The sequence below is a fragment of the Timonella sp. A28 genome (assembly GCF_051200815.1).
Taxonomy (GTDB): domain Bacteria; phylum Actinomycetota; class Actinomycetes; order Actinomycetales; family Cellulomonadaceae; genus Timonella.
This window is the reverse complement of record NZ_CP195159.1, coordinates 1,553,231-1,566,081: the sequence shown is the minus strand read 5'-3', so window position 1 is coordinate 1,566,081 and position 12,851 is coordinate 1,553,231. Positions and strand designations below refer to the sequence as shown.

Sequence of the window (12,851 nt, the reverse complement as noted above, 5' to 3'; positions counted from 1 at the left end):
CTGAACGTACCCTGAGCCTCATCAGGGTAGACCCCTAGACATAAAGTTAAGGAAGCAACAGTGCAGGTGAACGCAGCAAAAATAGGTGCATAGAAGTCCCCATGTATCGGGGATTGGAAGTCCCACAAAGACTCCGCCAGAACAATGGGACAATACTGGGGTGACACACGCGGCGAACCACACTCACGAACCACACACCCACACAGACAACCTCGAACTACGCAACGAGCTCGTTTACGAACTTCGCGCAGCAGTTGACGGTGAAGTCTCAGACACCACCATTCGGCGCGCCGAATATTCCACAGACGCATCCAACTACCGTGTGGTTCCCCAAGTCGTCGTTATCCCTGAAACGCGCGATGACGCGCTCGCAGCGATCACAACAACACAAAAGTTTGGTGTTCCGTTGACGACGCGCGGCGCTGGAACAAGCTGTGCAGGAAACTCTATTGGGCCAGGAGTCGTTATCGACTTTTCCCGCCACGTCAACAAGGTCCTCGACATTGACGTTGAAGCACAAACAGCACGAGTAGAGCCCGGCACAATCATGTCCACGCTGCAACAAGCAGCAGCCCCACACGGGCTACGCTTTGGGCCAGACCCGTCAACACAAAACCGGGCAACACTCGGTGGAATGATCGGTAACAACGCGTGTGGACCCCACGCAGTAGCCTATGGACGTACCGCAGATAACGTTGTTTCTTTGGACGTTATTGACGGGTTGGGACGCCGCTTCACCGCAGGCGCACACGGCCAAGGCGTTGACCGCATTGATGGTCTTACCGAACTCGTCACCGCCAACATGGCACTACTGCGTACAGAACTAGGACGATTCGGCCGCCAAGTCTCAGGTTACTCACTCGAACACCTACTGCCAGAAAACGACACCCACCTCGCCCGTGCACTCACCGGAACCGAAGGCACACTCGTCTCCATCCTTGAAGCAGAGTTACGTCTTGTTCCTATGGCTTCAGCACCCACGCTTGTCGTACTCGGCTACCCAGACATGGCTGTTGCAGCAGACGCAGTGCCAGCACTTCTTAAACACAAGCCACTCGCAGTTGAAGGGTTAGATGCCCGACTCGTTGACGTGGTGCGTCGTGCAAAAGGCGCCCAAAATGTGCCGCCGCTGCCCGAAGGCGGCGGATGGCTCATGATCGAGGTGGGTGGAGAAACCCCAGAAGCCGCAATGGCTGCTGCGCTTGCCATCGTTAAAGACAGCGGAACAGAATCCACACGCATTTATCCTGCCGGCCCTGAAGCAACAAAAATGTGGCAGATTAGAGCAGACGGTGCCGGCCTCGCCGGACGCACCGCATCAGGTGAACAAGCCTGGCCAGGCTGGGAAGATTCCGCCGTACCGCCAGAACAACTCGGCAAATATTTGAGGGACCTCGACGACCTCATGAAACAACACAACGTAGACGGCATGCCGTACGGCCACTTCGGTGACGGCTGCGTACACCTACGAATCGACATGCCACTCGACAACTCTGGCACCCCACTGCGCGAATTCATGACTGACGCCGCGCACCTCGTCGCAAAATATGGTGGCTCGCTCTCTGGAGAGCACGGAGACGGACGTGCCCGCTCCGAACTGCTCCCAGTCATGTACTCACACGACGCCATACAAGCCTTTGGTCAGTTCAAAAACTTGTTTGACCCTAACAACATCATGAACCCTGGCGTGCTCGTGAACCCTGACCCTGTAGACGGACACCTGCGCAGGCCAGCCGCACGAGACATCAAAGCAAGCACCGGTTTTTCGTTTGCGCACGACGAAGGATCATTCACTAAATCCATTCACCGATGCGTCGGCGTCGGAAAATGCCGGGCCGACAACATGTCCAACAGTTCAGGCTTCATGTGCCCCTCATATCAAGCCACTAAAGACGAAAAAGACTCCACTCGAGGTCGCGCCCGCGTACTCCAAGAAATGGCAAACGGCACCCTCGTCACCGGGGGCTGGAAGTCACCAGAAGTACATGAAGCACTCGACCTGTGCCTGTCTTGTAAAGCCTGCTCATCCGACTGCCCGGCAGGCGTCGACATGGCGCAATACAAGTCCGAAGTGCTCTACCACTCTTACAAAGGCAAAATACGGCCACGCTCCCACTACATTCTTGGATGGCTGCCACGCTGGCTGCGCCTCATCAAGAAAATGCCAAAACTGTCAAACTTTGCGTTGGGTTTCAAACCTGTAGCATCCATGGCCGCATGGGTTGGTGGCATGGACCAACGCCGCTCATTCCCACAATTCGCTGACCAATCATTCTCCGCATGGTGGAAACGCGAAGGGAAACCAGCCGCACTACAAACCGGAACCCTCTGCGAAGGATCTGTTGCATTAAACGACGACGCGGCCGCCCTCGCACGCAAACCACGCGTCGTACTGTGGACGGACTCCTTCTCTGACGCGTTAGCGCCAGCCGTGCCACAGTCAGCACTCAAAGTATTAACAACTGCAGGCTACGACGTCATCATCCCCGAAGATGAAGCGTGCTGCGGCCTCACTTGGATCACCACCGGACAACTTGATGGCGCCCGCAGCCAACTTTCAAACCTGATGGCGGTCCTCGGCCCATTCGCGGTTAATGGCATCCCAATTGTTGGGTTGGAGCCGTCATGTACTGCGGTGTTGCGTTCAGACCTCGTCGACTTGTTCCCAGACGATCCGCGCGCTCACGCCATCGCGCAAGCAACACACACTGTGGCAGAACTGTTGACCAACCCAGACACGAAACCACAAACATGGCAGGTTCCTGACCTGTCGGACGTGACTGCTGTCGTCCAACCGCACTGCCACCAGCACTCCGTGATGGGATACAAAGCAGACGAAGCCCTCCTGAAACAAGCTGGCGCAGACATTAAAGTGATGTCTGGGTGCTGTGGATTGGCCGGAAACTTCGGTATGGAAAAGGGCCACTACGACGTGTCTGTTGCGGTTGCCGAAAACATGCTTTTGCCTGCACTACGTGAAGCGAAAGACGGCGACATTTTCATGACAGACGGGTTCTCATGCCGCACACAAGTATCTGACCTGATGGACATTAATGGAAAATCTCTATCAGAAGTGATCGCAGAACGCCTCTAAAAGAAACAACAGGTAGGCTGCACTGCACGTCAAAGATAGGAGAAACACGTATGGCACTGTTTGCGTTTTCGGTAGCGCCACTTGGCGCTGGAGAATCTGTTACTGAACAAGTCGCACAAGCCGTAAAAATTGTGCGCGAGTCGGGGCTGCCAAACCGTACCGATGCAATGTTCACCACCATTGAAGGTGACTGGGACGAATGCATGGACGTTATTAAGCGCGCTTCAGAAGCCGTTGGTGCTGGCGGGGCGCGCGTGTCCCTCGTCATTAAGGCGGACATCCGCCCGGGACACACCGGCGAACTCGACGGCAAAGTGCAACGCGTCGAGAGCGCCATCGAGGGTTCGGAGCAGTAGCTTCACGTGGGCTCTCGGTCGAAGCCTCCTCGTGCTAGAATCGAACCACTACATCCCCCACGCCTCTCTTTGAAGCGCACTTGGGGGATTTTCTTTGCCTGAATGAGGAGGCGCGCCGATGGCAGGTCAAGGCCGCACGCCGAGGCCCCGTGGAATGCTCGACTTCGACAAGCCGCCCATGTCGCTCGATGCACTGGTCTCACGCCTCACTGACAGGGGCATGGTCGTCCCCGACAGGGACCGGGCCGTGCGGTACTTGCGGCACATTGGCTACTACCGGCTCTCCCCGTACACTATCCCGTTCCAGCAGCCCGGACCCAGCCACCTGATGAGGGACAGCACTACTTTCGACGAGGTATTGGACCTCTACGTGTTCGACCGCGCTCTGCGGCTCCTCGTACTGGACGCGGTCGAACGGGTCGAGGTCGCGGTGCGAGCAGCGCTGACCGATCACATGTCCACGACATACGACAATGCCCACTGGTACATGGACGCCGGACACTTCCGCGACCGCGGGAAACACAACGGGCTGCTCAAGATCGTCCGGAAGACTGTTGATGCTAGGCTGCTGGCAGCCGCGGAACCGACCGGGCGGCACCAAGACGAGGCTGCGGAAATGATGTCCCTTGTTCACCGATCAGCGCTGGAGCACTACCTGACCACGTACGGGGCTCCTGAGCTGCCGCCGTCCTGGCTGATGGTCGAGACGCTGACGATCGGCCAGCTGACGAGCGCCTACCGTAATCTGAGGCTCCGGGCCGACCAAACTGCGGTCGCGAAAAGCATCGGTCTGACCGCTCCTGTGCTCAAATCTTGGCTCCAAACGTACGTCCGAGTGCGGAACGTGTGCGCCCATCACGGCAGGCTGTGGAACGTCGGCCTCGGCGTGTACCCTGTCATTCCGACCACTCCCTCGATCCCTTGGCTCGCGGGCAGCGGTGTCCTCCCAGAGCGGTCGAGGAAACGCCTTTATCCCGTTCTGGTGTCTTTGCAGGCTGTGCTGGAGACGGTCTCCCCGCGCAGCGGCTGGGCTGGCAGGCTCTATGAACTGGTCGAGTCACGGCCCGTGATGAACCTTCACGGCATGGGATTTCCCGAACAATGGGCGGACGATGAGTTCTGGAGCCGTCGGCTTGGAGGATGAGACGCTCCGCAGCGCAGGTACGGTAGCGCGCTGCTTCCACGCCGGTCCTGACGCGACAATTATGCGCGTGGCTGCTGTTGAGATTGATGGTTTTGTGCAGTGGTGAGGTTTCGCCACGAAACACCTGCGATACCAAGCCCGACGACACCAATCCCAACAAGCAGCCACGCTGTTGTAGCAAGCCCAAGTGAAGCGCCTAAAACCCCAGCAAGTGGATACGTGACAAGGAAGCAACTGTGGGAGAGCGAAAACTGTGCCGCAAACACTGCGGGGCGTGTTTGTTCTGAGCTTTGCCGACGAAGAATGCGGGCAAGTGGCGTCAAAATCAGTGATGTTGCTGCACCTAAAACACTCCACAAAACGAGTAAGACAATGCGTTGCGTGGCAGTCGTGTTCCACGCTAATGCACTACCGACTCCTGCGAGGGCTGCAAGAAGTATGACCGCTCCAGTGAGCATGACGGTGTGATCGGAGCGGCGTGCCAGAACACGCGGCATCGTTAAGGCAACAAGCATGGAGCCGCCGCCATATACCCCAAGCATGATTGCAACGAAGCTTTCGTCTTGGTTGAGCACTCCTTGGGCGATCACAACAGTGTTGATAATGACCATGGCGGTTGCGGTAGCGACGACGAGGTTTAACCCCATAAGTCCGCGCAGTTCAACACGACGCCAAAATTCGCGCACTCCTAGCGTGAGACGGTCTAAGAATGGCGACTGCTGCGGGGCATCAATGTGGGGGAGGTGCGCTGCGAAAATGAGGATCGCTGACACTGCGAACCCCAACACTGTGCCTAAGAACAAGTTGTTGTACGAAATGATTGTTAATAGTGCGGCAGCAATGAGGGGGCTGGCTAGTGCTTCAAGGTCGTAGGCGAGCCTGGAAAGGGAGAGCGCCTGAGTATATTTTTCTTCGTCCGGCAGAATCGAGGGAATGACGGCCTGAAATGCTGGGGTGAATGTGGCAGAAGCTGATTGCAGAAGAAAAATGAGGACATAAATATGCCAGGCTTCAGAGACGAACGGCAGCATGAGTGCGATGGACGCGCGCACGAGGTCTGTGCCAATGAGGACGTGTTTGCGTGAAAGCCGCGACGTGAGCGCCGCACTGAGCGGTGCTACCGCAACGTAAGCGACCATTTTGATGGTCATTGCTACGCCTAGGATGACGCCAGCGTTTTTCCCTGCAATGTCGTATGCCAAGAGACCTAGTGCGACGGTGAGGAGTCCTGTTCCGAGCAAAGCGATGATTTGCGCTGAAAAAAGTTTGGCGTATGTGTTGTTACGCAGAACGGTAAGCATGATCTCGTCTCGGTGTGATCGCGAATGGGTTACTGGGCTGGTGAGGTGTGATGAGGAGGGATCGCCCCGTGTGACACTGCATGTTCGGCTTGTTTAACGGCTTCTGTGACGAGGGAAAGAGCGTGTTCGTCGACGAGTCGGTATAGAACGCTTGTGCCGTCTTGTCGTGTTGTGACGATGCGGGCCATGCGCAGGCGGGCAAGGTGTTGGGAGACTCCTGAGGGTTTTTTCTTGACGATGCTGGCAAGGGCGCTGACTGAAAGTTCGCTGGCTTGCGCGAGTGCGCACACGATGCGGATTCGCGTTGGGTCGCTGAGCAGGCCTAATACTTCTGCGGCAAGTTCAACATATTCCGAGTCGGGGTTTACCTCATAAGATTCATTATCCGCATGCATACGCAGACAATAACATGAGTCGTCTTCGCTATGAGCTTCAAGAGGCAAAAGAACAACACGGTATTATATAGCGAGCATAAGAAAACATCTGTAAACGGATATAAGAGACCAACTCGCGCCTCAATGATGGGAAACTAGACCGCTAGAGGACTACACTCAAAGGATCAATTTTGTTGTGCGTTAAACGCCCAACCGCACTGGAGCGCACGTGAAAAAACACAACACCCCCACAGCTACAAAGACCCCGCGTAGCTCCAGCCTGCGTAAACGACGCACAATCCTCGTCAGCGTTTTAGTGATACTCGGAGTGCTATGCGCATCCCTCGCAGTAACAGCACGGTGGATAGCCACCACAATCACCGACGAAGACAAATACGTGTCCGCAGTAAGCAACCTCGCGCAAGACCACCAAATCCAAGGGCTCATCTCTCGAACCATCACAGACACAGCCCTCGAAAAAGCAGACATTGAACAACGCATCGCAGAATCAGACAACGAAACACTCGGAAAAATCAACAGAGTCGTTGGCATAGTACAAGGCCGCAACCTCGGCGACCAGCTCGAAGCATACATTCGACCAAGGCTAACCAATGCAATAAACCAAGTTATAAGCTCTACAACTTTCCAAAATCTGTGGGCCGCAGCAAACCGCGAAACCTATTCTGCACTCATGTCTGCACTAGAAGACCCCGACCGCAGTCAAGACACCATCGCAATAGACCTCACCGAAATCATCAGGAACGCAAACACCTCATTAAGCAGTGTTGAACGCATCGACAACGCGCTAGCCCGCACAACAATCACAGTGCCGCTACTCGAAGAAGAACAACTTTCAACACTGCGCGCATACTACAACCTAGTGAATGCGCTCGCGGTGTGGCTGCCTATTGTTGCCGTTGCCGCATTAGGTATGGCGCTGTACCTTGCTCGTCGCACAATGCTCACAGGCATTAGCATCGCGGTGCTCATTATTGCTTCGGCGGGCATACCGTACTTTATTCGCTTCGCCATCCATATCTTCCCACCTCAATCGTTGATGGGCGACGAGATGAGCGCAGTGCTAGGCGAACGGCTCGTTGAAGCAGTGCTAGACGATGTTGCACACGCCTATTTGAGGGTTATTCCAATAGGCGGGGCGATACTTCTAGCAGTGCTTTTAGCGTGGTATTTCATGAGGCGACGTGTCATCTAACAGTCCAGAGACACCTGCTGCAGCAGGTAAAGAAAACTATGGCAGGTTTGCTCCACCACACACTTCACAGGCAGCCTTGCCGTCGGCTTTCGACTATCAGCAGGAAGCTAACCGACCTGCCGTCACTCCTCAAACTGGACGAGATTATCCACCACCACCGCCACCTAACAGGAACCCCACAGGTAGCCAGCGCCTAATCGAAAAATGGCTTCTCGACGATACCCCGCCTCAACCCCAACAAAAAATAGCGAAACCTGTGCGAAAACGCACCGTGCTTAGGGTGGTAAGCGGACTGCTCCTCGCGACGCTATTCGTCACTCTTGCCGGGGCTCTCGTCGCAAATTTTTCACTCATTCGTGCAGTATCAAGTGAAGAACAATTTACTCGCGTCCCGCACGTTGTCTTAGCGAACCCGAAAGCTCTCAACGAAATTACAGATCGTGTTGTTGAAACTATATGGGCGCAAACCTCACGCGCAGAAGTAATCAACGAACTCGAAAAATATGTCGTAAACAACGAAACCCCTGAAGAACTGTCATATCTGCTTCGAGAGTTAGACCAGCACAAGCAGCTAGACCCACAGATCGACAAACTTTTAGAGCAATGGCTAAAACCATATATTCGAGGTTTTCTTACGAGCCCCCAAGCCCGAACAGTATGGAGTGAAGCTAGCGAAGAAAGCCGTAAGGTTGTCACCGAAATCGTAAATACGGGTTTTGTTCCACGCGACACGGATCTTTACTACAACGGCGCAGTCATGATTGACCTGAACGAGTTGAAAGCGCTGTGGGCCAAAAATCCAACAGGACTACCTGCAATTGACGAGGCGATTGCGCAGCTTGATGTGAGCGTTGAGTTCCTTGATGCACAAAGCATGTACGAACTGAAAAGTGCGTACTCCATTGTGAAAAAAATATGTGTTGCGCTCGCGATTATGGCGTTACTTATCCTCGCTTTGGGCAGATGGGCCGCCCGATCACAACCTTGGTTTTACGCTTTCCTTGGGCTGAACTTTATAGTTTTATGGGCTTTCCGAGGGCCTATCTCGACTGAATTATTTTTTCAACTGGCAGTGCGAGAAGACGGGTACACATCAGTTTTCATTAACGAGTATGCCCGCTTTATTGGCACTTACTGCAAGAGCCTGCTCGACTGGAGTATTTATGTGGCCGCACTCTTGATCGGATACGCCCTCGTGCGGCACCTCGTGTTACGACGAGGATCGTCACGAAGCCCTTACCGATACGTTTAACCGATCCACCCGTATGCAGCAGTCCACCGCAAAATCGATTCGTAATATGTTGCGCGAATAGCAGGTGGGGAGAGCGCAAGGTCATGCAGCCCGCCTGCTATTCGTTGCACGGTAATGCTGGGTCCTAACTGCACTGCTCGTCGCGCAATAAGTTCAACGTCAAGCACGCTGTCGCTGCTGAGCATGTCGTCCGACCATCTCGGCAAAATCGTTGTTTTTGCTGATGCTAAGACAAGCACCGGAGCCGTAATGTTTAAGCCGCGTGCAACCCGCGCATGACCTGTTGTAATTGCGTTCAGCCATCCGGCCCGAACTGGGAAAGAAGGCGTTGGTCGCCACAACGTGTTGAATTCCCATTCGCCGTCTAAGTCTTTACTTATTGCCCTGGAATAGAACCCAGAATCAAGGTTGGGCAGCGGGTTTTTAGGCTGTAATTTCGCTAATTGTTGGAGAGCTGGCTGGGAAACAGTCCGCACCACAGATGAGCCTTGAAGTTCTAGCCAGGGGCTGTTCAAAATGAGGCCACTAATTTTATGTGGGTTGTAGTGCGCCCATAAAGACGAGGTCAGACCACCTGTTGAATGCGCCATGATCATGATGGACGTGTTGTGTCCTAAATCCATGCGAATGAGATCTAAGGCGGCGTTAATATCTGCCGAATACGTGGCAAGGTCGTCAACATAGCCGGGTGTTTGCCATGGCCGTAGACTGCGGCCATATTTTCTTAAATCGAGGGCATAGAAAGTTGCCCCGTGTTCATGCCAAAACTCTGCGGTTTCGGTTTGGAAAAAGTAGTCGCTCCACCCGTGGATATACAAAATGGCCCGTGCCGAACGGACATACCCGTCCGGTTGATATTTCACGACGGTGATAGGGACATCACCTTCGTCGTCAGGCTCTAAATCGAGAGTGGTGACTTTGTAATCGGGGCTGAGGAAGTCCTGATCCCACACGTTCTTAACGGGTGGCGTGTAGGGGGAAGGATCTGTCAGGTTAAAGAATGAGGGCAGTTGAGAAACTTTTTTTCGGTTCAATCGTGCCCCACAGTCACCACAATTTTGCCAAAGTGTTGGCCACTATGGAGGCGTTCCATGGCTTGCTGGAGTTTTTCGAAAGGAAAAACTGAATCTATGGGGATGTTGATGTTGCGATGAGCAACGAAATTGACTAGCGCTGCAAGGTCTTTACGGGTGCCCATGGTGACGCCTTGCACGCGAATCTGGTTGAAGAATATGCGGGTCAGTTCAGCTGTCGTTGGGTCACCTGATGTTGCGCCAGCAACAGCGACGATTCCCTCCGGCTTCACTGACGCAAGGGAGTGGCTCCATGTGGCTCGCCCAACAGTTTCGATGACTGCATCGACGCGTTCTGGTAGGCGTTCGCCAGGAGCCGCGGCGTAAGCTCCTAAAGCGCTTATGCGGTCACGTTTTTCTGCGCTGCGTGACGTCACATAGACGGTTGCGCCAGCGGCAAGAGCTAACGTTGCTGCCGCAGTAGAGACTCCGCCACCTGCACCTTGAATTAGGACGCTTTGGCCCGGTGTGATGCGTGCTGCATTAAACACAAGCGCATAGGCGGTTAGCCACGCTGTCGGGAGGCACGCGGCTGTTTCAAAAGTCATGGAGTCGGGAATGGGAATGAGGTTCGCTGTGGGTACAGCAAGTTTCTCGCTGAGGGTGCCTGAATATTTTTCGGAGAGGAGGCTGCGGCGTTCTGTTGGGCCAACACCGTGCCCGTCTGCGCCGATCACACCATGGACAACTACTCGTTGGCCATCTTCCGTGATTCCTGCCGCGTCTGTACCTAATGTCATGGGCAGCTGTGATTCGCGTAGGCCCACACCTTTAAGCGACCACAAGTCGTGGTGGTTGAGTGCTGCTGCACGTACCTGTATGAGTGACCAGTGCGGTGCACAGGTCGGTTCAGGCACGTCTATAAGCTGCAATCCGGCTAGTGGGTTGCTGGTATCAAAGTGTGTGACGACTCCTGCACGCATGGTTCTACCATACGGCTTCTCCACGAGTTTGGTGCACTGTAGTAGCGGGTCAGATCTAGTTTTACAGGAGTGGAAGCATTCGCCCTAGGTCGGGAATTCCACCTGCCGTGTGGGTGGGGTTGAGCGCGAGTGCTAGCTGGTCTGTGTTGTAGGGGAGGCGCCCTGTAGCAAGGCGCACCCACAAACTTGGGTGCACTATATCGAGTGGTTGTCCGCCGCGAGCTACAACAATGCTGAGTAGTTCGTCGGCAACGATGTCGAGGGCGGGCTTGTCGATGGGTTTGTTCCCCGCTGACATGTCTACGCGCCCGGCGAGGGAGGCTTCTAAGTCGAGTGCGTGTACGACGAGTTCGATGAGCCGGGACAAGACGATGTCTCGTAATTCGATAGGGCCTCGTCGGCCTTGGATGACGAGTTCTTCGTCGTCGCCTAGTTGGGCGAGTTTCGCGGTGAGTTTGCTGTGTTGTGCGTCGAGGAATTCGTTGAGTGGGGTGGTGAGCTCGGTTGCTTTAGCGTGGGTGAGTTCGCTGATTTCTTCTGCACGGTTTGGGTAGGTGCCTAAATATTCGGCGAGGGTAAGCGGGTGGGTTCCTGCCGGCGCAGGGTAGGAGTCGATGAGTGTGTCTAGGCATCCACCGATATGTACGACGAGTTCGCGTACTGTCCATCCTGGTAAAGATGAGGGCTGTTGTGCTTGTCCAGCGAGGTATTCGCCAAGTGGTTCGAGCCATTCTTGTAGTCGAGTGAGTTGGGTCTCGAGCGATTCTGTCAGTTGTGCGAATGTTGCTGGCATGTGCTCGATTCTTCCTTACCGAATGTTGGCGTGTCTATGTAGGAACTTGGTTACTACTGGCCCTAACTGGTCAAACTCTATGAGGAAACCGTCGTGTCCGTAATCGGAGTGGAGGGTTTCGAGGGGTTCCGCGGATGGAATGTGTGTTGCTATGCGCTGTGATTCTCGTGGGAGGAAGAGACGGTCGCTGTTGACTGCGACGACGAGGGTGGGGCAGGTGATGGTTCGTAGTGCGGTGGCGACGCCGCCGCGGTCTCGGCCGAGGTCGTGGGTGAGCATCGCTTGGGTGAGCACGATGTAACTGTTTGCGTCGAAGCGACGTGCGAGTTTGTCGGCGTGATGGTCGAGGTAGGACTGCACTGCAAAGCGACCACCGAACATGGGGTCTTCTGCGTGTTGGGGGATGCGTCCAAATCGTTGGTCGAGTTCGCGTGCGCTTCGGTATGTGGTGTGTGCGATTTGGCGGGCTATGCCGAGTCCGGTGTGGGGGCCTTGTCCATGTGGTTGGTCGTAGTAGTCGCCGTTGTTGAAGTTGGCGTCTGCTTCGATGGCTGCGATTTGGGGGTGTGCCCACGCGATTTGGTCGCCTGTTGCTTGGGCTGCGGCTGCGATGACGGCTATGGAGTTGACGTCAATGTTGTGTTCTGGGCCGAGCAATGCCCATTCGAGTACGCGTAGTCCACCCATTGATGCACCGATGATGAGGCTCCACGATTGTATGCCGAGGTTTTTTGTGAATTGGATTTCGGCGTGGACTTGGTCGCGGATGGTGATGACGGGGAATTGGCTTCCCCATGGTTTGCCGTCGGGGGCGTTGCTTGAGGGCCCTGTGGTGCCTGCGCATCCACCTAGGACGTTGGGCGCGACAACATAGTATTTGTTGGTGTCGATCGGGGCGCCTGGGCCGATCATGTCTTCCCACCAGCCTTTTGTTGAGTCTGTCGGGTGGCTGGTGTTTCGGGTGACGTGGGAGTCGCCGGTTAAGGCGTGTAGGACGAGAACGGCGTTGTCTCGGGATTCGTTGAGGGTTCCCCATGTTTGGTAAGCGATGTTGACGGTTGGGAGTATGCCGCCGGTTTCGAGTTCGAGGTCACCGATTGTTGTTGTGGATGCTGCCGGTGTGGTGTTTTTAGTGTTGTGTGCACCAGATGCGGGGAGGTTTGTGGCTCGCTGCGATGCTGGACGTACCGGTTGGTGGTGCCGGGTCCACGGTTGGGCTTGTGGTGGTGTGTTACGACTCATCAGACTCACGATATTGCTTTATGTGTGCCGCCGCGCGCGTTGCAGTCTCACCTTGTGGGTGGCACGTGCGGCGGCACATGATGGAT

General features: G+C 55.1%; 11 protein-coding genes. 5 read left to right on the top strand and 6 right to left on the bottom strand.

The annotated features are described in order from the left end of the window. Positions 1–160 precede the first annotated feature (160 nt). The 3 genes from ACR9EC_RS07420 (at position 161) to ACR9EC_RS07410 (ending at position 4,594) form a co-directional block, all read left to right on the top strand. Positions 161–3,094 carry an FAD-binding and (Fe-S)-binding domain-containing protein gene (locus ACR9EC_RS07420; protein WP_435298607.1) on the top strand — a complete coding sequence of 978 codons (2,934 nt, stop codon included), beginning with the start codon at positions 161–163 and terminating at the stop codon, positions 3,092–3,094. A 50-nt stretch (positions 3,095–3,144) separates the two neighbouring features. Continuing rightward, positions 3,145–3,450 (top strand): MTH1187 family thiamine-binding protein, encoded by a 306-nt coding sequence (locus tag ACR9EC_RS07415; RefSeq protein ID WP_435298606.1) that lies wholly within the window; start codon positions 3,145–3,147, stop codon positions 3,448–3,450. Positions 3,451–3,604: 154 nt separating this feature from the next. Further along, positions 3,605–4,594, top strand: coding sequence for an Abi family protein (locus ACR9EC_RS07410; protein WP_435298605.1), 990 nt, complete (start codon positions 3,605–3,607; stop codon positions 4,592–4,594). A gap of 59 nt (positions 4,595–4,653) precedes the next feature. Here ACR9EC_RS07410 and ACR9EC_RS07405 read toward each other — a convergent pair whose 3' ends face one another. Both ACR9EC_RS07405 and ACR9EC_RS07400 read right to left on the bottom strand, forming a co-directional pair. Then, a complete protein-coding gene (locus tag ACR9EC_RS07405; protein WP_435298604.1) occupies positions 4,654–5,895 on the bottom strand; it encodes an MFS transporter in 1,242 nt (413 codons plus the stop codon). A gap of 29 nt (positions 5,896–5,924) precedes the next feature. Next, positions 5,925–6,290 (bottom strand): ArsR/SmtB family transcription factor, encoded by a 366-nt coding sequence (locus ACR9EC_RS07400; protein WP_435298603.1) that lies wholly within the window; start codon positions 6,288–6,290, stop codon positions 5,925–5,927. 208 nt (positions 6,291–6,498) lie between these two features. Here ACR9EC_RS07400 and ACR9EC_RS07395 point away from each other — a divergent pair, with 208 nt between their 5' ends. Continuing rightward, the gene (locus ACR9EC_RS07395) at positions 6,499–7,482 is read left to right on the top strand and encodes a hypothetical protein (RefSeq protein ID WP_435298602.1); all 984 of its coding nucleotides are present in this window, start codon (positions 6,499–6,501) and stop codon (positions 7,480–7,482) included. Further along, positions 7,472–8,734 (top strand): hypothetical protein, encoded by a 1,263-nt coding sequence (locus ACR9EC_RS07390; protein WP_435298601.1) that lies wholly within the window; start codon positions 7,472–7,474, stop codon positions 8,732–8,734. The genes ACR9EC_RS07395 and ACR9EC_RS07390 overlap by 11 nt, the downstream gene beginning before the upstream one ends. Here the strand turns inward: ACR9EC_RS07390 and ACR9EC_RS07385 are convergent. The 4 genes from ACR9EC_RS07385 to metX form a co-directional block, all read right to left on the bottom strand. Further along, positions 8,731–9,768 (bottom strand): alpha/beta hydrolase, encoded by a 1,038-nt coding sequence (locus ACR9EC_RS07385; RefSeq protein WP_435298600.1) that lies wholly within the window; start codon positions 9,766–9,768, stop codon positions 8,731–8,733. The two genes, ACR9EC_RS07390 and ACR9EC_RS07385, sit on opposite strands and share 4 nt — an antisense overlap. Further along, positions 9,765–10,730 (bottom strand): zinc-binding dehydrogenase, encoded by a 966-nt coding sequence (locus ACR9EC_RS07380; protein WP_435298599.1) that lies wholly within the window; start codon positions 10,728–10,730, stop codon positions 9,765–9,767. The genes ACR9EC_RS07385 and ACR9EC_RS07380 overlap by 4 nt, the downstream gene beginning before the upstream one ends. A gap of 61 nt (positions 10,731–10,791) precedes the next feature. Beyond that, positions 10,792–11,523: a maleylpyruvate isomerase N-terminal domain-containing protein gene (locus ACR9EC_RS07375; RefSeq protein ID WP_435298598.1), complete on the bottom strand. Its 732-nt coding sequence runs from the start codon at positions 11,521–11,523 to the stop codon at positions 10,792–10,794. 15 nt (positions 11,524–11,538) lie between these two features. After that, positions 11,539–12,765: a homoserine O-acetyltransferase MetX gene (gene metX, locus ACR9EC_RS07370; RefSeq protein ID WP_435298597.1), complete on the bottom strand. Its 1,227-nt coding sequence runs from the start codon at positions 12,763–12,765 to the stop codon at positions 11,539–11,541. Between the last annotated feature and the right edge of the window lie 86 nt (positions 12,766–12,851).

What these genes read in the sequence shown, in the direction of transcription:
- ACR9EC_RS07415 (WP_435298606.1), top strand. Translation starts at nt 3,145, where the DNA reads ATGGCACTGTTTGCGTTTTCGGTAGCGCCACTTGGCGCTGGAGAATCT.
- ACR9EC_RS07410 (WP_435298605.1), top strand. Translation starts at nt 3,605, where the DNA reads ATGCTCGACTTCGACAAGCCGCCCATGTCGCTCGATGCACTGGTCTCA.
- ACR9EC_RS07405 (WP_435298604.1), bottom strand. Translation starts at nt 5,895, where the DNA reads ATGCTTACCGTTCTGCGTAACAACACATACGCCAAACTTTTTTCAGCG.
- ACR9EC_RS07400 (WP_435298603.1), bottom strand. Translation starts at nt 6,290, where the DNA reads ATGCATGCGGATAATGAATCTTATGAGGTAAACCCCGACTCGGAATAT.
- ACR9EC_RS07380 (WP_435298599.1), bottom strand. Translation starts at nt 10,730, where the DNA reads ATGCGTGCAGGAGTCGTCACACACTTTGATACCAGCAACCCACTAGCC.
- ACR9EC_RS07375 (WP_435298598.1), bottom strand. Translation starts at nt 11,523, where the DNA reads ATGCCAGCAACATTCGCACAACTGACAGAATCGCTCGAGACCCAACTC.
- metX (WP_435298597.1), bottom strand. Translation starts at nt 12,765, where the DNA reads ATGAGTCGTAACACACCACCACAAGCCCAACCGTGGACCCGGCACCAC.